The organism is Comamonas humi, assembly GCF_054782535.1.
This window is the reverse complement of the sequence record NZ_BAAGSH010000013.1, coordinates 175,746-194,569: the sequence shown is the minus strand read 5'-3', so window position 1 is coordinate 194,569 and position 18,824 is coordinate 175,746. Positions and strand designations below refer to the sequence as shown.

At 68.7% G+C, this 18,824-nt stretch carries 19 protein-coding genes and 1 riboswitch; of the genes, 10 read left to right on the top strand and 9 right to left on the bottom strand.

The window, feature by feature from the left end:
* Positions 1-187 precede the first annotated feature (187 nt).
* Entirely contained in the window at positions 188-1,318 is a 1,131-nt protein-coding gene (locus ACYVKR_RS15020; protein ID WP_460481733.1) for a branched-chain amino acid ABC transporter substrate-binding protein, read from the top strand.
* A gap of 48 nt (positions 1,319-1,366) precedes the next feature.
* Here ACYVKR_RS15020 and ACYVKR_RS15015 read toward each other — a convergent pair whose 3' ends face one another.
* From ACYVKR_RS15015 to ACYVKR_RS15005, 3 genes are read right to left on the bottom strand one after another with little or no spacing between them, the layout of a single operon-like run.
* Positions 1,367-1,627, bottom strand: a complete 261-nt coding sequence (locus tag ACYVKR_RS15015; RefSeq protein ID WP_460481732.1) for a hypothetical protein — start codon at positions 1,625-1,627, stop codon at positions 1,367-1,369.
* A 20-nt stretch (positions 1,628-1,647) separates the two neighbouring features.
* The gene (locus ACYVKR_RS15010) at positions 1,648-2,043 is read right to left on the bottom strand and encodes a nuclear transport factor 2 family protein (protein WP_460481730.1); all 396 of its coding nucleotides are present in this window, start codon (positions 2,041-2,043) and stop codon (positions 1,648-1,650) included.
* Positions 2,044-2,047: 4 nt separating this feature from the next.
* Positions 2,048-2,938 (bottom strand): MBL fold metallo-hydrolase, encoded by an 891-nt coding sequence (locus ACYVKR_RS15005; protein WP_460481728.1) that lies wholly within the window; start codon positions 2,936-2,938, stop codon positions 2,048-2,050.
* 95 nt (positions 2,939-3,033) lie between these two features.
* Here ACYVKR_RS15005 and ACYVKR_RS15000 point away from each other — a divergent pair, with 95 nt between their 5' ends.
* The 6 genes from ACYVKR_RS15000 (at position 3,034) to ACYVKR_RS14975 (ending at position 10,263) form a co-directional block, all read left to right on the top strand.
* Positions 3,034-3,972, top strand: a complete 939-nt coding sequence (locus ACYVKR_RS15000; protein WP_460481727.1) for a LysR family transcriptional regulator — start codon at positions 3,034-3,036, stop codon at positions 3,970-3,972.
* Between the two features lie 117 nt (positions 3,973-4,089).
* Positions 4,090-6,663 carry a pyruvate dehydrogenase E1 component gene (mdeB, locus tag ACYVKR_RS14995; protein ID WP_460481726.1) on the top strand — a complete coding sequence of 858 codons (2,574 nt, stop codon included), beginning with the start codon at positions 4,090-4,092 and terminating at the stop codon, positions 6,661-6,663.
* Complete coding sequence (locus tag ACYVKR_RS14990) at positions 6,660-7,127, top strand: Lrp/AsnC family transcriptional regulator (RefSeq protein WP_460481725.1); 468 nt, start codon at positions 6,660-6,662, stop codon at positions 7,125-7,127. The genes mdeB and ACYVKR_RS14990 overlap by 4 nt, the downstream gene beginning before the upstream one ends.
* An 87-nt stretch (positions 7,128-7,214) precedes the next feature.
* Positions 7,215-7,383: riboswitch (FMN riboswitch) on the top strand.
* Positions 7,384-7,501: 118 nt separating this feature from the next.
* Positions 7,502-8,002 (top strand): 6,7-dimethyl-8-ribityllumazine synthase, encoded by a 501-nt coding sequence (locus ACYVKR_RS14985; RefSeq protein ID WP_460481723.1) that lies wholly within the window; start codon positions 7,502-7,504, stop codon positions 8,000-8,002.
* 70 nt (positions 8,003-8,072) lie between these two features.
* Complete coding sequence (locus tag ACYVKR_RS14980) at positions 8,073-8,930, top strand: Rossmann-fold NAD(P)-binding domain-containing protein (protein ID WP_460481722.1); 858 nt, start codon at positions 8,073-8,075, stop codon at positions 8,928-8,930.
* 112 nt (positions 8,931-9,042) lie between these two features.
* On the top strand, positions 9,043-10,263 hold the full coding sequence (locus ACYVKR_RS14975; RefSeq protein WP_460481720.1) for a sugar transporter: 1,221 nt from the start codon (positions 9,043-9,045) through the stop codon (positions 10,261-10,263).
* A gap of 7 nt (positions 10,264-10,270) precedes the next feature.
* On the opposite strand, the gene ACYVKR_RS14970 is transcribed toward ACYVKR_RS14975, so the two are convergent.
* From ACYVKR_RS14970 to ACYVKR_RS14960, 3 genes are read right to left on the bottom strand one after another with little or no spacing between them, the layout of a single operon-like run.
* Positions 10,271-10,684: a YgiW/YdeI family stress tolerance OB fold protein gene (locus tag ACYVKR_RS14970; protein ID WP_460481719.1), complete on the bottom strand. Its 414-nt coding sequence runs from the start codon at positions 10,682-10,684 to the stop codon at positions 10,271-10,273.
* A 37-nt stretch (positions 10,685-10,721) separates the two neighbouring features.
* A complete protein-coding gene (locus tag ACYVKR_RS14965; RefSeq protein WP_460481718.1) occupies positions 10,722-12,119 on the bottom strand; it encodes a sensor histidine kinase family protein in 1,398 nt (465 codons plus the stop codon).
* 1 nt (position 12,120) lies between these two features.
* Positions 12,121-12,792, bottom strand: coding sequence for a response regulator transcription factor family protein (locus ACYVKR_RS14960; protein ID WP_460481717.1), 672 nt, complete (start codon positions 12,790-12,792; stop codon positions 12,121-12,123).
* Between the two features lie 65 nt (positions 12,793-12,857).
* On the opposite strand from ACYVKR_RS14960, the gene ACYVKR_RS14955 reads away from it, so the two are divergent.
* Complete coding sequence (locus ACYVKR_RS14955; protein WP_460481716.1) at positions 12,858-13,571, top strand: methylated-DNA--[protein]-cysteine S-methyltransferase; 714 nt, start codon at positions 12,858-12,860, stop codon at positions 13,569-13,571.
* Positions 13,572-13,859: 288 nt separating this feature from the next.
* Here ACYVKR_RS14955 and ACYVKR_RS14950 read toward each other — a convergent pair whose 3' ends face one another.
* Both ACYVKR_RS14950 and ACYVKR_RS14945 read right to left on the bottom strand, forming a co-directional pair.
* Positions 13,860-15,098, bottom strand: a complete 1,239-nt coding sequence (locus ACYVKR_RS14950; RefSeq protein ID WP_460481715.1) for a CaiB/BaiF CoA transferase family protein — start codon at positions 15,096-15,098, stop codon at positions 13,860-13,862.
* Between the two features lie 167 nt (positions 15,099-15,265).
* Positions 15,266-16,456: an acyl-CoA dehydrogenase gene (locus ACYVKR_RS14945; protein ID WP_460481713.1), complete on the bottom strand. Its 1,191-nt coding sequence runs from the start codon at positions 16,454-16,456 to the stop codon at positions 15,266-15,268.
* A 149-nt stretch (positions 16,457-16,605) separates the two neighbouring features.
* Here ACYVKR_RS14945 and ACYVKR_RS14940 point away from each other — a divergent pair, with 149 nt between their 5' ends.
* Both ACYVKR_RS14940 and tenA read left to right on the top strand, forming a co-directional pair.
* Complete coding sequence (locus tag ACYVKR_RS14940; protein ID WP_460481712.1) at positions 16,606-17,595, top strand: LysR substrate-binding domain-containing protein; 990 nt, start codon at positions 16,606-16,608, stop codon at positions 17,593-17,595.
* 11 nt (positions 17,596-17,606) lie between these two features.
* Entirely contained in the window at positions 17,607-18,275 is a 669-nt protein-coding gene (gene tenA, locus ACYVKR_RS14935) for a TenA family protein (protein WP_460481711.1), read from the top strand.
* A gap of 146 nt (positions 18,276-18,421) precedes the next feature.
* Here the strand turns inward: tenA and ACYVKR_RS14930 are convergent.
* Positions 18,422-18,824, bottom strand: a 403-nt coding sequence (locus ACYVKR_RS14930; RefSeq protein WP_460481710.1) for a hypothetical protein, incomplete at its 5' end; no start/stop codon positions are given.

Here is an 18,824-nt window from a genome sequence, read left to right as displayed (position 1 = left end):
TATATGCGAACTTCCCTGTTGCCGTTGCGTATTTCTTACCGGGCTTGTACCAATACCGGTGGGCAGGTGGAAAAGGAAAGAATCCGCTTCTCGCCAGGGACGGTTGCAAGTTGCAGGCAGACGCGCTAGCGCCACAGGGCCTGCAGCCGCCGCCGATGGCATTCTTAACTTTATGGAGTTGGACGCAATGGATATGAGCATCAAAACCGCGGTGGCCATGGTGGTGGCAGGCATGGCCGTGGCTGCAAGCGCGCAGGAGGTGGTCAAGATCGGCACGATGAGCCCGCTGTCGGGTCCCCAGGCGCACTACGGCAAGGACAACGTCAACGGCGTGCGCATGGCGGTCGATGACCTGAATGCCCAGGGCGTCACCATCGGCGGCAAGAAGGTCAAGTTCGAGGTCATCGCCGAGGACGACGCGGCCGATCCCAAGCAGGGCACGGCTGGCGCGCAGAAGCTGTGCGACGACAAGGTGGCGGCGGTGCCCGGCATCCTGAACTCGGGTGTGGCGATTCCGTCCTCGAAGATCTTCAACGACTGCGGCCTGCCTTTCATCACCGGCGCGGCCACCAACCCGGCGCTCACGGCGCCCGGCTATCCCACCACCTTCCGCATCATCGCCAACGACAACGCGCTGGGCGCCGCGCTGGCCGGCTATGCGGCCGGTCCGCTCAAGCTGAAGGAAGTGGCGGTGATCGACGACCGCACGGCCTACGGCCAGGGCCTGGCCAACGTGTTCAAGAAGGATGCCGAATCCAAGGGCATCAAGATCGTGGCGTCGGAGTTCACCAACGACAAGGCCACCGACTTCATGGCCATCCTGACCTCGATCAAGGCCAAGAAGCCCCAGGCCATCTTCTACGGTGGCATGGACGCGCAGGCCGGCCCCATGCTGCGCCAGATGGTGCAGCTGGGCCTGACTGACGTGAAGTTCTTCGGCGGCGACGGTATCTGCACCTCCGAGCTGGCCAAGCTCGCGGCCGGCACCAAGTCGCTGGACAACGTGGTGTGCGCGGACGGCGGCGCGTCGATCGCCAAGATGCCCGGCGGCATCGAGTGGAAGAAGCGCTACGACGCCAAGTACCCCGGCCAGTTCCAGGTCTACAGCCCGTACTTCTACGACGCCACCATGCTGGTGGTGGACGCGATGAAGCGTGCCGACTCCACCGATCCGAAGAAATTCCTGCCAGAGCTGAAGAAGTCCGACTATTCCGGCGTGACCGCGAAGATCGCCTTCCAAGACAACGGCGAGCTGAAGAACCCTTCGTACACGCTGAGCCGCTACGTCAAGGGCGCCAAGACCGCGATCGAGCAGTAAGGCCTGCACGGCTTTTGCTCCAAGCCCGCCTCGGCGGGCTTTTTTGCGTCAGTCGCGCGGCTGCTCGTGCAGTGCGGCTTCGAAAAGCGCCAGTTCCTGCTCCAGCGTGCCGCGCTGCCGGAAGCGCCGGCCCGCGCGCTCGTACCAGTTCTCGGCGTCTTCCAGGTCGCCTTCCTGCAGGTGCAGCAGGCCGTGCAGCCAGGCCGCCATCAGGCCCTGGTGGTGCTGTACGCGGTCGTGCGCGGCATTCCACTGGCCCGCGCGCAGCAGCGCGAGGATGTCGTGCAGGTCGGCAAAGGCTTCGTTCATCGCGGGCTCCCAGGTTGTGTTCAGGCAGCCTGCAGGGCCTGCTGCACCAGATGGCTGTCCACGACCTGCTCCATGCTCACGATCTTGCCGCCCTGCAGGCGGTAGAGGTGGGCAAAGGCCGCGGTCATGGACTTGCCGGTGGCGCGGTAGGTGCCCGAGTAGGTGCCGAAGGCAGCCACGCGATCGCCATCGGCCAGGTAGGTGTGGACCTGGGCCTGGTAGCCCTCCCACTCCGTGGCCAGGCGCTGGAACACGCCGGCCACGATCTGCTCGGGGCCCACATAGGTGCCGGCATAGGGGAAGCCGGCGGCCTCTGTCCAGCGGGCATCGGGCGCCAGTACCGCCAGCAGGTTGCTGCCGTTGGCTTCCGACGAGCCTTCGTAGGTTGCCCGGATGAGGTTGAGGTTGCTCTTCATGGCATCAGCCCCACTTCATCTCGCCCTTGGCGACCTTGGCGCCGATCTGCAGCGCGGGCGCCAGGCCCGCATCCGGGTAGCGGCGGTTCATGGCGGCGATCAGCGCATCGCTGTTCGCGGCCCGCGCCAGTTCCTGCTCGAAGGCCAGCAGGTAGTCGCGGGTGTAGCGGACGGCCGAGACATCCAGCGCGCCGGTGGCGGCCATGTGGCCCGGCACCACCACGGCGGGCTGGCGCGCGGCGATGGCGTCGAGGTTCCGGACCCAGGCGGCGCGCGATGCCGGCGTCGGGGTGTCGGCCGTCCACACATGCAGGCCCGAGAAGACCAGCACGCCGCCGAACACGGCGTTCAGCGAAGGCACCCACAGGTAGCGGCGGTTGTCCATGCCCTGGGCCTGCACGATCTCGATCGTGTGGCCTTCCAGCGCCAGCGACGGGCCGTCGAAGGCCTCGGGGAAGACGATGTCGGCCAGTTTCTGCGGGCCGTTGTCCTTGAGCTGCGGCGCCCAGGTGTCGATCTTCTTCTGCGCGTTGGCGCGGATGGCGGCGAGCGTGTCGGACGCGGCGATTACCCGTGCCTCGGGGAAGGCTGCCTTGATCGGGCCCAGGCTGAAGTAGTAGTCCGGGTCGCTCTGGCTGATGTAGATGGTGGTCAGTGTCTTGCCCGAGGCGCGGATTTCCTCGGCCACGGCGCGGCCATCGGGCAGCGAGAAGCCGCCGTCGATCAGGATGGCCTCGCGGGCGCCGGACAGCAGCACCGGGGCGCGGAAGAAGCCTTTCTCGCCGGCGGGCAGGTGCTTCCACTGCAATGGGCTGGCGGTGGCCGAGGGGGCGGCGCAGCCTGCCAGCGCAGTGGCGGCGGTGGCGGTCAGGACGAAATGGCGGCGATTCAGCATGGCGGTTTCCTGTAGAGGTGGAGGAATGAAAGAACTTGCAGCCATGGTAGGCAGAAGGGATTGACAAATAAATGGCGATCAAATAGATAGACCGTATGCAAAAAACAAACAATATGGAGGAGGCGGGCGCGGGCAATTTCGCCAACCTCAAGCGGCTGGCCTATTTCGCGGCGGTGGTGGAAACCGGCAGCTTCACGGCCGCGGCCGACCGCCTAGGCATCACCAAGGCCGTGGTCAGCCAGCAGGTGGCCCGGCTGGAGCGCGAGTTCCGCACGACGCTGCTCACGCGCACCACCCGCAAGGTTGCACCCACGGACGCGGGCCGCAGCTTCTACCAGCGCTGCGCGCTGATCCTCAAGGAGGCGGGCGAGGCCTTCGACGAACTGGCCGAGGTGGCCGCCGAACCATCCGGCACGCTCAGGCTCACGGCGGCGCTGGACTACGGCATCACCGCCGTCGTGCCGGTGATTGCCGAGTTCACCCGCCGCTACCCGCAGTGCAAGGTGGATGCGGTGCTCAGCGACCAGTCGGTCGACCTGATGTCGGGGCAGGTGGAACTGGCCATCCGCGTGGGTTGGCTGACGGACCTGGGTCTGCAGGCCCGGCAGATCGGCAGCTTTCGGCAGCTGCTGGTGGCGCCGCCATCCTGGGGCCGGCAGGTGCGGGGCCTGCAAGCGCCGCAAGATATCGAGGCGCTGCCTTTCGTTGCCAACACCGCGTTGCGCGATCCTGCGCACTGGAGCTTCTCGCACCAGACCCTGGCGCCGCAGAGCGTGGCCGTGCGCCCCGTCGTCCTGCTGGATGCAACGCTGGCCGTGCGCGAGGCGGTGCGCCAGGGCGCGGGCCTGTCGGTGCTGCCGGACTATGCCGTGGCCGAGGACCTGGAGGCCGGGCGGCTGGTGCAGGTGCTGCCGGCGTGGAGCCTGCTGTCCGGCGGCATCCATGCGGTGTTTCCGGCGGCGCGCTTTCGCCCGGCCAAGGTCAAGGCCTTCGTGGACCTGCTGGTCGAGCGGCTGGGGCCGTTGAATTCCTGAATGGCAGATTTTTATGCTGCATTCATTTATATTGATAGTGTTTTGTGCTGATAAATGGCGTGGTTTCGCGCAGAATTGGCAGCACATTCCGGCCCGCCCCCTGTAGAGTCGCATGCCATGAGCACCTCCACCCCGCACCCCATCCACGATGCCGATCCCGCCGAGACCACGGAGTGGCGCGAGTCCTTCGCGGCCCTGGTTTCGCAGGGCGGCGATGCCCGCGCGCGCTTCATGCTCGACGAACTGGTGCGTCTGGCCCGCACCCAGCAGATCCAGTGGCAGCCCGACCTGAACACGCCCTACGTCAACACCATCCCCGCGTCGGCGCAGCCGGCCTTTCCGGGTGACCTGGCCATCGAGGAGCGCCTGGCCTCGCTGATGCGCTGGAACGCGCTGGCCATGGTGGTGCGGGCCAACAAGGCCTACGGCGAGCTGGGCGGGCACATTGCCAGCTATGCCAGCGCGGCCGACCTGTTCGAGGTGGGCTTCAACCACTTCTTCCATGCGCGCAGTGGCGGTAGCAATGGCCACGGCGGCGACCTGGTGTTCTTCCAGCCGCACAGCGCGCCCGGCGTGTATGCGCGCGCCTTTCTCGAAGGCCGGCTCAGCGAGGCCGACCTGATGCACTACCGCCAGGAAATCACGGCGCCCGCGGCCGGCGCGCGCGGGCTGTCGAGCTACCCGCACCCCTGGCTGATGCCGGACTTCTGGCAGTTCCCCACCGGCTCGATGGGCATAGGCCCGATCAGCAGCATCTACCACGCGCGCTTCATGCGCTACCTCACGCACCGCGGCCTGCAGGACTGCGGCAGTCGCAAGGTCTGGGGCGTGTTCGGCGACGGCGAGATGGACGAGCCCGAGAGCATGAGCGCGCTCACGCTGGCCGCGCGCGAGAAGCTCGACAACCTGGTTTGGGTGGTCAACTGCAACCTGCAGCGGCTGGACGGCCCGGTGCGCGGCAACGGCCGCATCATCGACGAGCTGGAGCGATTGTTTGCCGGCGCGGGCTGGAACGTCATCAAGCTGGTCTGGGGCAGCGACTGGGACGGGCTGTTCGCCCGCGACGCCAGCGGCGCGCTGGCGCGCGCCTTCTCGGGCACCGTCGACGGCCAGATGCAGACCTTCGCCGCCAAGGACGGGCGCTTCAACCGCGACAACTTCTTCGGCCAGAATCCCGAGCTGGCGCTGCTGGCCCAGGGCCTGACCGACGAGCAGATCGACCGCTTGAAGCGCGGCGGCCACGACCTCGTGAAGATCCATGCCGCCTACGCCACGGCGGCGGCGCACCAGGGGCAGCCCACGGTGATCCTGGCCCACACCAAGAAGGGCTACGGCATGGGCGCGGCCGGCCAGGGCAAGATGACCACGCACAGCCAGAAGAAGCTCGACGACGCCGACCTCATCGAGTTCCGCGACCGCTTCCAGCTGCCGCTGTCCGACGCGCAGGCCACGGGCCTGGCGTTCCACAAGCCGGCCGACGACAGCGCCGAGATGCGCTACCTGCGCGCGCAGCGCGAACGCCTGGGCGGCGCGCTGCCCAGGCGCGAGACGGCGTGTGACGTGGTGCCCGTGCCGGCGCTGGACGGCTACGCGAAGTTCGCCACTGAGGCCGCGGGCAAGGAGATGAGCACCACCATGGCCTTCGTGCGCATGCTGGGCACGCTGCTCAAGGACGGGCAACTGGGCCCGCGCATCGTGCCCATCGTGGCCGACGAGGCGCGTACCTTCGGCATGGCCAACCTGTTCAAGCAGGTCGGCATCTACAGCAGCGTGGGCCAGCGCTATGCGCCGGAAGACATTGGCTCGGTGCTCTCGTACCGCGAGGCGCTCGACGGCCAGATCCTGGAGGAAGGCATCAGCGAGGCCGGCGCCATCGCCAGCTGGACGGCCGCCGCCACCAGCTACAGCGTGCACGGCCTGGCCATGCTGCCGTTCTACATCTACTACTCAATGTTCGGCTTCCAGCGCGTGGGCGATGCCATCTGGGCCGCGGCCGACCAGCGGGCGCGGGGCTTCCTGCTCGGCGCCACCTCGGGCCGCACCACGCTGGGCGGCGAGGGCCTGCAGCACCAGGACGGCTCCAGCCACCTCGTGGCCGCCACCATCCCCAACTGCAAGGCCTACGACCCGGCCTACGCGGGCGAGCTGGCCGTCATCCTCGACGCTGGCATGCGCGAGATGCTGGTCGAGCAGAAGGACGTCTTCTACTACGTCACGCTGATGAACGAGAACTACGCCCAGCCCGACCTGCCCGCGGGCGCGGCCGAGGGCGTGCTGTGTGGCGCCTACCGGCTGGCGCGGCACGGCGCCGAAGGCGGCCGGCGCGCCACGCTGCTGGGCTCGGGCGCGATCCTGACCGAGGTGGTCAAGGCGGCCGAGCGGCTGGCATCCGAGGGCTGGTGTGTCGACGTGCTCAGCGTCACCAGCTGGAGCGAGCTGGCGCGCGATGCGCAAGCCGACGGCTCGGGCTACCTGCGCGAGCTGCTGGCCACCACGGCCGGCCCCATCGTCGCGGCGACCGACTATGTGCGCGCGCTGCCCGAGTCGGTGCGCGTGTGCGTGCCCGCCGGGCGCAGCTACCGCACGCTGGGCACAGACGGCTTCGGCCGCAGCGACACGCGGGCCGCGCTGCGCCAGCTCTTCCAGGTCGATGCCGCCAGCATCGCCGATGCAGTGCGCCAGGGTTCATGAAGCTCGACGCCATCGACCTGCGCATCCTGGCCGAGCTGCAGCAGGACGGCGCGCTCTCCAACGTGGAGCTGGCGCGCCGCGTACACCTGTCGCCGTCGCCGTGCCTGGCGCGCGTCAAGGCGCTGGAGGCGGCCGGCGTGATCGAGCGCTACGTGGCTCTGGTCAGCGCGCCGGCGCTGCAGCTGGGGTTGAACGTGTTCATCTCCATCAGCCTGACCACGCAGTCCAAGGAGTCGCTGGCCGAGTTCGAGCGGCGCATCGCCGAGCACGACGAGGTCATGGAGTGCTACCTGATGACGGGCGACAGCGACTACCTGATCCGCGTCGCCGTGGCCGACATCGCCGCGCTCGAGAAATTCATCCTCGAGCAACTCACGCCCATCCCCGGCATCGAGAAGATCCGCTCCAGCTTTGCGCTCAAGCAGGTGCGCTACAAGACCGCGCTGCCCCTGCCGGAAGCCTAGGACGGCATGGCGCTGTCGCCTGCAGCAACCGCATTCGCCGCAGGCCGATCGCGGCGTGCCTACAATAGCCCCGCCTTGCGATGCAAGGTGAATTCTCAGGGCGGGGCGGAATTCCCCACCGGCGGTATCTGGCGATGGCGAACAGCCAAAACCAGCAGCCCGCGAGCGCTTGTGCAGCCGCCAGGTTTGCGCAGGGTCAGCAGATCTGGTGCGATGCCAGAGCCGACGGTCACAGTCCGGATGAAAGAGAATTGCACGGCTGTTTTGCTGCAAAAATCGTAGCTGCTTGCGCTTGTCCATCAAGCGCTAGAGCACGATTTGGCATGCAATCGGCCGGGCGCGCCCTGATTCTGGTAACCCAAGGAAAGACCACCATGAATCAGTCCCCTGTTTCCCCCGCATCCTCCCAGCCGCAGCGCCTGGCCATCGTCAGCGCGCAGTGGCATGCCGACATCGTGCACCAGGCGCGCGACGCCGCCGTGGCCGAGCTGGCCAAGCTGGGCTTCGGCCGCCAGCGCATCGACCTGTTCGACGTGCCGGGCGCCTTCGAGATCCCGCTGCTGGCCAAGCGCCTGGCGGCCAGCGGCCGCTATGCCGGCATCATGGCCTGCGGCCTGATCGTCAACGGCGGCATCTACCGCCACGAGTTCGTCACCACCGCGGTGATCGACGGCCTGATGCGCGTGCAGCTCGACACCGACGTGCCGGTGTTCTCCGCGGTGCTCACGCCGCGCGACTTCCACGAGTCCGAGGAGCACCAGGCCTTCTTCCACCAGCACTTCCGCAAGAAGGGCACCGAGCTGGCGCGCGCCTGTGCCGGCACGCTGGCCCAGCTGCAGGCACTGGCGCAGGAGCCGGAAGGCATCGCAGCCTAGTCCTGTCGGACGTAGCCCGCCGCTGCGGCTTCGCCCACATTCATCCTGCTTGACGACACAAGGAGACAGGATGAGCAAGGCTTTGGTATGCGTGGTCACCGGCGCGAGCCGGGGCGTGGGCCGCGGCGTGGCGCTCGCGCTGGGCGCTGCGGGTGCGACGGTCTATGTGACCGGGCGCAGCGTGAAGGAGGGCGATTCGCCCCTGCCCGGCACCGTAGGGCAGACGGCCCTGGACGTGAGCGCCGCCGGCGGCACCGGCATTGCCGTGGCCTGCGACCATGGCGACGATGCGCAGGTGCAGGCGCTGTTCGCGCGCGTGCGCCGCGAGCACGGCCGCCTCGACATCCTCGTCAACTGTGCGATCGCCATCCCCGATCCGCTGACCGAGGTGGCGCCTTTCTGGCGCAAGCCCCTGTCGATGACGGCACTGCTCGACGTGGGCCTGCGCTCCACCTACGTGGCCTGCCACCAAGCGGCCGAACTGCTGATCGCCGCGCGCGGCCTGGTCGTCAATATCTCGTCGGCCGGCAGCCGCTGCTACATGCACGGCCCGGCCTACGGCGCGGGCAAGGCCGGCACCGACAAGATGACCTTCGACATGGCCCACGACTTCCGGCCCCAGGGCGTGAGCGTGGTGTCGCTGTGGCCGGGCCTGGTCAAGACCGAGCGCTCGCAGCGCGTCTGCGCCGCCGAGCCCGAAAAATACGGCAACGCCTTCGACAGCGCCGAAACCCCCGAGTTCATCGGCCGCGTGGTGCTGGCGCTGCACCAGGACCCGGGCTGCCTGGCGCAGCGCTCGGGCCACGCCTTCTACACCGCGGAGCTGGCCAGCGACTACGGCGTGCAGGACGCAGGCGGCGCCCAGCCGCCTTCGCCGCGCGCCTACTTCGGCGACACGCCGGAGTTCTCGCCGGCGGTGGTGGAGTAGCCCCCAGCGACCCCTGACCTGCGCAGGGGCATGGCGGGCGGCAACGGTCGGGGCCGGGCACGGCAGGCACAATATTGCGCTGCAACATACTGCCAGTCCCGATACCCTGTCCATGACTCCGTCCGCTTCTTCCGCCGCCGCTACGAGCCCGGCGGCTTCATCCTCCTCGGCCTGGCTCAGCGTCATGGCCCTGGCCATGGGCGCCTTCGTCTTCAACACCAGCGAGTTCGTGCCGGTGGGCCTGCTCAGCGACATCGGCGGCAGCTTCGGCATGCCCACCGAGCATGTCGGGCTGATGCTGACCATCTACGCCTGGGTGGTGGCGCTGGCCTCGCTGCCCTGCATGCTGGCGACCAAGGCCGTGGAGCGGCGCCGGCTGCTGATGGGCGTGCTGGCGCTGTTCGTGGCCAGCCACCTGCTGTCGGGCGTGGCCTGGAACTTCACGGTGCTGATGGTGGGGCGCATGGGCATCGCGCTGTCGCATGCGGTGTTCTGGTCGATCACCGCGTCGCTCGCGGTGCGCGTGGCGCCGGCTGGCAAGAAGGCCCAGGCGCTGGGCCTGCTGGCCACCGGCACCTCGGTGGCCATGGTGCTGGGCATTCCGCTCGGGCGCGTGGTGGGCGAGTGGCAGGGCTGGCGCGTCACCTTCCTGGCCATCGGCGGCATCGCGCTGCTGGTGATGGCGGCGCTGTACCGCCTGCTGCCGCTCTTGCCCAGCGAGAACGCGGGCTCGGCACGCAGCGTGCCGCTGCTGCTGCGGCGCCCGGCGCTGGCGGCGCTGTACGTGCTGACGGTGGTGGTGGTGACGGCGCAGTTCACCGCCTACAGCTACATCGAGCCCTTCGTGCAGAACGTGGCCGGCCATGGCGGGCAGGTGACCACCGCGGTGCTGCTGCTGTTCGGCGGCACGGGGCTGGTGGGCAGCATGCTGTTCAGCCGCTTCGGCATGCGCTTTCCGCGCGCCTTCCTGCTGGTGGCCATCGCCGCGCTGGCGCTGTGCATGCTGGCGCTGCTGCCGCTGGCGCCGTGGGTGGCGGGGCTGTATGCGCTGGCGGCCGTCTGGGGCGTGGGCTTCATCGGCTTTGCGCTGGCCATGCAGGCCAAGGTGCTGCGGCTGGCGCCCGATGCCACCGATGTGGCAATGTCGCTGTTCTCGGGCATCTTCAACATCGGCATTGGCGGCGGCGCGCTGCTGGGCAGCCAGATCAGCCTGCATGCCGGCATGCAGTCCATAGGCTGGGTGGGCGGCGCAATCGCCGCGGCCGGCGTGCTGTGGTGCGCGCTCGCCTATGTGCGCTGGCCGCAGAGCTGGCGGGCAGCGGCCAGCGCCTGAAGCCGCATCAGAGAACGCGCAGCTGGTCCACCTCGAACTCGACCTTGGTGAAGCCCTTGTCGAACTCGCCGGTCAGCTCCACCGTGGTCTTGTCGTCGATGGACTGGTTGGCGGGAAAGTGCTTGCGCTTGATCTCAACGCGGATGCGGCCCGTGCCGTCGTCGAAGGTGTAGTGCTCGCCGCCGTCGTGCGAGACGATGCGGCCACGCAGGATGGCGTGCTGGTCATCCTTGCCGGTGTCCAGCAGTTCCTTGACGCTCATGGCGCGGATGGAGCTGGGGCCGGCATAGCCCTGCGAGGTGGCCGTGGCCGATTTTTCGCTGCTGGGGCCGGTATAGCCCTGCGCGAGGGCGCTGCCCGCGGCGAGCGCGGCGGCCAGGGTGGTGCACAGCAGGATCTGGCGGGGCAGGTGGGTGGTCATGGATCGGAACTCCTCGGTCGTTGGTTGGAACAAGCCCCTATTGCAACGCAGGGACATGAAGCGAATCTGACGCGGCCGCCAGGTCCATCGCCACGCCCAGTCCGCGCCCCTCCAGCCCCGGCCCGATGCGCAGCGCGGCGCCATGCAGTTCGGCCACGCGCGCCACGATGGACAGGCCCAGGCCGCTGCCTGGTGTACCCGGCGTTCCGCTGCCCAGCACGCGGTAGAAGCGCCGCGTGAGCTGCTCGCGCTCGTGGCTGGCCACGCCGGGCCCGTTGTCGCGCACGGCCAGCTCCACCAGGGCGCCGCGCCGCGTGGCCGAGACCTGCACCGCGCCGCCGGCGTTGCCGTAGCGGATGGCGTTGTCCACCAGGTTGCGCAGCGCGCTGAACAGCCAGTCGCGGTGGCCGAGCGCGCGGTCCGCATCGCCGTGGATGGTGACATTGACCTGCCGCGCCGCCGCTGCCGCCGCGCAGGCCTGCACCACCTCGGCCAGCAGCGCGGGCAGGTCCACCGGCTGCAGGGCCATGGCGTCGGCCGACTGCGGATCGAGCCGCGCGAGCTGCAGCAGGTTCTCGACCAGCGCGGTGCTGCGCGCCACGTCCTCGCGCAGGCGCTGCAGGTCGGCGGCGAGCTGCGGCGATTGCGCTCCGTGGCTGCGCTGCAGGAGCTGGAGGCGCGAGGCCAGTGCCGCCAGCGGCGTGCGCAGCTCGTGCGCGGCATCGGCGGTGAAGCGGCGCTCGCCCTCCAGCGCGCGCGACAGGCGTTCGAGCAGGCGGTTGAGCGCGGCGGTGACCGAGCGCACCTCGCGCGCCCGCGACTCCTGGGCCAGCGGCGAGAGGTCGTCGGGCGACTTGGCCTCCAGGCCCTGCGCCATGCGCGTGAGCGGTGCGAGCTGGCGCCGGATCAGCCACCAGTTCGCCGCGCCCAGCAGCGCCCACAGCGCCACCAGCGGCCAGGCCAGCGACTGCAGCACGTCCTCGACCAGCTCGGCGCGGTCCTCCCACTCCTGGCCCACCTGCACCGTGAAGCCCTGCGTGGGATGGCGGCGCACATGCACGCGCCACCAATGGCCGTCGGCGCGCACGTCGTAGAAGGACTTCTTGCGCAGTTCGGCCGGCGCGACGAAGGGCGTGCCGGGCGCGTCCTCGCCGCGCAGCAGCACGGCGCCGCTGTCGGCCACGATCTGGTAGTTGAGCTTGAGCTCCTGCGGCCCGTGCTTGCCGGTGCCGGCGGATGCGGCGCCGCCGCGCAGCGCGCTCTCGCCCAGCGCGAGCACGATGCGCGAGCCCTCCTTGAGCGTGTCGTCGAAGGCATCGCCCACCTCCTTCCAGGCGATGGCCAGCACGATGGCGGTGCTGACCAGGCCCACGGCCACGCTGGAGCCCACCGTGGTGGCGATCAGGCGGCGGCGCAGTGAATATTCGGTGGCCATGTCAGCCGGCCTGCGGCTGGTCGAGCAGCCGGTAGCCCATGCGGCGCACGGTCTCTATCCAGCCCGGCCCGAGCTTGCGCCGCAGCTTGTAGACGTGGACCTCGATGGCGTTGCTGTCCACCTCGTCGCCCCAGCCGTAGAGCGCGTCTTCGAGCTGGGCGCGCGAGACCACATGGCCGGGCCGGCGCAGCAGTGCCTGCAGCACGGCGAACTCGCGCGCCGTGAGCGCCAGCGGCTCGCCGCGCAGGCTGACCTGCTTGCCCGCGGCATCGAGCGCCAGCGCGCCGTGGCGCAGCAGCGGGTCGGTGCGCTGGTCGTGGCGGCGGATGGCGGCGCGGATGCGGGCCGACAGCTCCTCCAGGTCGAAGGGCTTGACGAGGTAGTCGTCGGCGCCCAGGTCCAGGCCCTCGATGCGGTCGCGCACGGCGTCGCGTGCGGTGATGAAGAGGGCGGGCATGGTCTGCCGGCGCTCGCGCAGGCGCGCCAGCACGCGGTCGCCCGAGAGGCCGGGCAGGCCGCGGTCGATCAGCAGGCACTGGTAGTCGTGCGTGGCGAGCGCGGCCTCGGCGTGGTCGCCGCGCGTCACGCGGTCCACGGCGTAGCCGTCGAGTTCGAGCCAGGCGGCGATGGATTCGCCCAGGGAGATATCGTCTTCGGCGAGCAGGATGCGCATGTGGGCACTATACAAAAGCAGGGCAGGGGCGCCCGATCTTGCTCGCGCAAGATGAAGCAGACCTGATGCACACCCTGGCGCACAATGGCCGCATGAAGCACGATGGATCGCAGCAAGGCGCCGGCTGGGCGCTGTTCATCTCGCGCATAGGCGTGGGCGGCATTGCGTGGGCACAGCAGGGCATCGTCGCCACGCAGCTGCCCGAGGCCGACGGCCCCGCCACCGGCCGGCGCTTGCTGGCGGTGGCGCAGCGGCGCCGGCCGCTGGTTTATGAGCGGGTGGCGCAGGTGGTGCACTGGCAGGCCCTGCCGGGTATGGTGCTGCAGGCGGTGGCGGGCATGCAGGTGCTGCTGGCCGGGCGCGAGGCGCTGCCGATGCCGGAGGCTGTGGGTGCCGGCGTGTTGCCGGATCTGCGAGAGCGGTTCGAGGGCGACGTTGCGGAGGGCCTGCCGGCCCTGCTCGACCTGCCGCTGGACTGGGAAGGTATTCCGGATTTGCAGCGCCGCGTCTACGCGCTGGCGCAGGCCATACCGCCGGGGCAGGTGCGCAGCTATGGCGAACTGGCGCGCGCGCTGGGCGATGTGGGCCTGTCGCGCGCCGTGGGGCAGGCGCTGGGACTGAACCCGTTCGCGCCCATCGTGCCCTGCCACCGCATTCTGGCGGCGGGCGGGCGCTCGGGCGGATTCTCGGCGGGCGGCGGCGCGCTCACCAAGCTGCGCATGCTGGAGCTGGAAGGCGCGGCCATCGGCGGCACGCCTTCGCTGTTTGCCGAAGGCTAGGGCCGCCGCACCTCAGTCCCTGGTGAATTTACTCCCTCCCCCTCGGGGGGAGGGTTGGGGTGAGGGCAGCGGCAGGAGCCACTCAACCGCCGCTGGCGCAGCCCGCGGCGCTAGCCCTCATCCCCGCCTTCCCCCAGAGGGGGAAGGAGCAAGACCGGTGAGCGCCTTGGTATGCCATGGAAAGCAGGCATGCTTCCAAAAAAAAGAGCTGCTAGCGATTGCTATATGAGCATTTCAAATGGTTTTCGTATTGAAATGCTTGTAGAGCAAGGCCAACAGCTCTTCTTTTTACACCACGCCCTGGGCCTTGAGCGCCGCGATGCGCTCGGCGTCCAGGCCCATTTCGCGCAGGATCTCGTCGGTGTGCTGGCCGGTGACGGGCGGCGGGCGGCGCACGACCGGCGGGGTCGCGGTCAGGCGCAGCGGGCTGGCCACGGTGGCGATGGACGAGATGCCGTCGCCCGCGTCGCGCGGGATGTCCACGCGCAGCTGGCGGTGCTGCACCTGCTCGTCGGCAAAGGCCTGGGCGATGTTGTTGATCGGGCCGCAGGGCACGGCCTGGCTTTCGAGCAGCTTGATCCACTCGGCTGTGGTCTTGGTCTTCATCAGCGGCAGCAACTGCGCCATCAGCTCCTTGCGGTTCTGCACGCGGCCGGCGTTGAGCACGAAGCGCGGGTCCTCGGCCCACTCGGGCACGCCGGCGGCCTTGCAGAAGCGCTTGAACTGGCCGTCGTTGCCCACGGCCAGCAGCACGTTGCCGTCGGCGCTGGGAAAGTCCTGGTACGGCGCCACGCTGGGGTGCAGGTTGCCCATGCGCTGCGGGATCTCGCCGGTGTTCAGGTAGCCCACCGCCTGGTTGGCGAGGATGGACATGCCCACGTCGAGCAGCGCCATGTCGATGTGCTGGCCCTCGCCGGTGCGGTGGCGCGCATGCAGCGCCGCCAGGATGGCGCTGCACGAGAAGATGCCGGTGAACACGTCGGTCACCGCCACGCCCACCTTCATCGGGCCGCCGCCGGGCTCGCTGTCGCCGTGGCCGGTGATGCTCATCATGCCGCTCATGGCCTGCACCATCAGGTCGTAGCCGGCGCGCTCGGCGTAGGGGCCGCTGTGGCCGAAGCCGGTGACCGAGCAGTAGATCAGCTTGGGGTTGACCTGCTTGAGGCTCTCGTAATCGAGCCCGTAGGCCTTGAGGCCGCCGACCTTGAAGTTCTCGACCAGGATGTCGGACTCGGCCGCGAGCTGGCGGATCAGCGCCTGGCCCTCGGCCGTGGCCATGTCGATGGTGATGGAGCGCTTGTTGCGGTTGCAGGCGGTGTAGTAGGCGGCCTGGTTGGTGAGCTCGCCGGCATCGTCGCGCAGGAAGGGAGGACCCCACAGGCGCGTGTCGTCGCCCACGCCCGGGCGCTCGACCTTGGTCACGTCCGCGCCCAGGTCGCCCAGCATCTGGGCACACCACGGGCCGGCCAGCACGCGCGAAAGATCGAGAACCTTGATGCCATCAAGCGGAGCGAGGGGAGTCGTCATGGGGGTATCCGGAAAATGAAGAACAACAATGCGTCAGCAATGCAAACGGCTGATTTTCGGCAGACCGCGCCGCGCGCGCCATTCGCATCCCGCAAGGGGTTTGTTAAGCATGCACGAAGCAACGCCCCCAGGCCGCGGGGCATGGGGGCGTATCGTGCAGGGGCGTCTTAGTTGGCGAAGGCCGCGATGCCGGTCTGGGCGCGGCCCAGGATCAGCGCGTGCACGTCGTGCGTGCCCTCGTAGGTGTTGACCACTTCAAGGTTCACCAGGTGGCGGGCCACGCCGAACTCGTCGCTGATGCCGTTGCCGCCCATCATGTCGCGGGCCAGGCGGGCGATGTCCAGCGACTTGCCGCAGTTGTTGCGCTTGATCAGCGAGGTGATCTCGATCACGTTCTGGTGCTCGTCCTTCATGCGGCCCACGCGCAGCGCGGCCTGCAGGCCCAGCGTGATCTCGGTCTGCATGTCGGCCAGCTTCTTCTGGATCAGCTGGTTGGCGGCTAGCGGGCGGCCGAACTGCTTGCGGTCCAGCGTGTACTGGCGGGCGGTGTGCCAGCAGAACTCAGCCGCGCCCATGGCGCCCCAGGCGATACCGAAGCGCGCGCTGTTCAGGCAGGTGAACGGGCCCTTCAGGCCACGCACCTCGGGGAAGGCGTTCTCTTCGGGCACGAACACGTCGTCCATCACGATCTCGCCGGTGATCGACGCGCGCAGGCCCACCTTGCCGTGGATGGCCGGTGCCGACAGGCCCTTGAAGCCCTTCTCCAGCACAAAGCCGCGGATCTCGCCCACGTTGCCCGAGGGATCGACTTCCTTGGCCCAGACCACGAACACGTCGGCGATCGGGCTGTTGGTGATCCACATCTTGCTGCCCTTGAGGCGGTAGCCGCCGTCGACCTTGTAGGCGCGGGTGGCCATGGAGCCGGGGTCGGAGCCGTGGTCGGGCTCGGTCAGGCCGAAGCAGCCGATGTACTCGCCCGAGGCCAGCTTGGGCAGGTACTTCTGCTTCTGCGCCTCGGTGCCGAATTCGTTGATCGGCACCATCACCAGCGACGACTGCACCGAGGCCATCGAGCGGTAGCCCGAGTCCACGCGCTCGATCTCGCGGGCCACCAGGCCGTAGCTCACGTAGTTCAGGCCGGCGCCGCCGTACTGCGTGGGGATCGTGGGGCCCAGCAGGCCCAGCTCGCCCATCTCGCGGAAGATGCTCGCGTCGGTCTTCTCGTGGCGGAACATCTCCTGCACGCGGGGCATCAGCTTTTCCTGGCAATAGGCATAGGCCGCGTCGCGGATCATGCGCTCATCGTCGGTCAGCTGCTGGTCGAGGTGGAAGGGATCGTCCCATTGAAAGCGTGCCATGTGTTGCTCCTGTAGAAATCTGCTGTAGTGGTCGCCATCGTACGACGGTGCCGCCTTCGCGGCAAACGATTGTTTCTCATCGATAAATGATAAAAAATCATTTATAAACGCTGATGGATCGGTTTCTGCCTCATGCCAGGCAGCCAAATATGCGAAAAATGATTCCCTCCACGCAGGCCCTGGCCTGCTTCGAATCGGCGGCCCGCCACGAGAGCTACACCCGCGCGGCGCAGGAGCTGTCGCTCACGCAGAGCGCGGTCTCGCGCCAGATCATCGCGCTGGAGGCGCAGCTCGGGCTGGCGCTGTTTCGGCGCACGCGCCACGGCGTGGTGCTGACCGCCGCCGGCCGCCAGTACAGCCGGCAGGTGGCGCAGTGGCTGCAGGGCATGGAGCAGGGCACGCTGGACATCATGGCCCAGCAGGGCGCGGGCGGCGCGATCAGCATCGCCGCCGTGCCCACCTTCGCCACGCGCTGGCTGCTGCCGCGGCTGCCGCAGTTCCACGAGCTGCACCCGGACGTGGTGGTGCACATCGACGTGCAGACCCGGCCCTTTCTGTTTGCCGAGCGCACGGTGGACGCCGCCATCTACGCCGGCACGCCCGAGCAGGCGCGGCAATGGCCGGGCACCCGCGCCACCTGGCTGATGGACGAGGTGATCGTGCCGGTGTGCAGCCCGCGCCTACTCGAAGGAGCCACTAGCCGCGGCCGGGGCCGGGCCTACCTGCAGGTGGCGCCCGAGGTGCTGGCCACGCTGCCGCTGCTGCAGCAGAGCACCCGTCCGGAGGCCTGGCGCCACTGGTTCGAGGCCGTGGGCGTGGAGGCGCCGCGGGCGCTGCAGGGGCCGCGCTACGAGCTGTTCTCCATGCTGGCGGTGGCCGCCAGCCACGGCATGGGCGTGGCGCTGATCCCGCCCATGCTGATCGAGGAAGAACTGGCGCGCGGCGATCTGGTTGTGGCCTGCGCGCGCGTGCTGCGCGGCGCGCGAGCCTACTATTGGGTGGTGCCCGACACGGCGGCGGCCGGCGCCGCGCCCGCGTCTTCCGAACCGCCCGAGCCGCACGCCGCGGCGCTGGTCGACTTCGGCCGCTGGCTGCAGCAGGCCAGCGCCCAGGCCGCCATCGGCCCCACCGAGAACTGAGGAAACCGCCCATGCCATTTTGCGAAGCCGTCTGGAAGGACAACCACCCGCTGTTCGAGGCCACGCTGGCCTTGCCCTTCAACCAGGAGCTGGCCGCGGGCAGCCTGGCGCGCGAGCGCTTTCGCCACTATGTGATCCAGGATGCGCACTACTTGGTGGCCTACGGCCGCGCGCTGGCCGTGGCCGCGGCCAAGGCCGACAGCGCCGACGAGGTGGTGCAGTTCGCGGCGGCAGCGCAGGAAGCGGTGGTCGAGGAGCGCAAGCTGCACGGCGGCTTCATGCGCGACTTCGGCATCACACCGCAGGAGTTCGCCGACACGCCACTGTCGCCCGCCTGCCACCACTACACCAGCTTTCTGCTGGCCACGGCCTGGAGCGAACCCTACCCGGTGGCACTGGCCGGCCTGCTGCCGTGCTTCTGGATCTACGCCGAGGTGGGGCGCGCCATCCACGCCCGCTCGGCGGCCGGCAACCCGTACCAGGCCTGGATCGACACCTATGCGGGCGAGGAATTCCACGCTGCCGTGCAGGGCGTGCTGCGCACCATAGACCGCGTGGCCGCGCAGGAAAGCGAAGGCATCCGCCGGCGCATGCGCGAGGCCTACCGCTATTCGGCGGAACTGGAGTGGATGTTCTGGGACGGTGCGTATCGCTTGCAGGGCTGGGCCATGCGGGGCTGAGGCCGAGCTGCGTTATCGGTATGCATTAAAAAGAATAGCTGCCAGCGCTTGTATTACGGTGATTTCAATCAAGAAAGTATTGAAATAACCCAATAGCCAAGTGCTGGCAGCTATCTTTTTTCGTTGATGCCGATAGGCAGCAGTGATCAGCCGGCGGCGCCGGCTTGGTAGCACAGCGGTTTGCCGGCATCGGGATTGGGCGCAAAGCTCCAATTGCGAGTGCTCTCCGTCGGCTCGACAAAGGTGTAGCCGTCGGGGGCGGTGGCCGTCACCGTGGCGGCATAGCTGGTGGCAGCCTCCAGATTTTCCGGACGGCCATTGGCATCCAGCGTCAGGCGCGGCCGCTCGGGATAGGTCATGCCCACCGTGGCCGCCGGGCTGCTCGGGTCGAAGGTCGGCTGCACGGTGATCATGGGACCGTAGACGTAGTACTGCGTGCTGTTGGCATCATTGGCCGACACCGAGTACAGCATCGTGGACCAGTCACAGTCCACGTCGGGCGCCGTGGTCACTGTCATGCTTGTCGGTGGCGGTGGCGGTGGCGGTGGC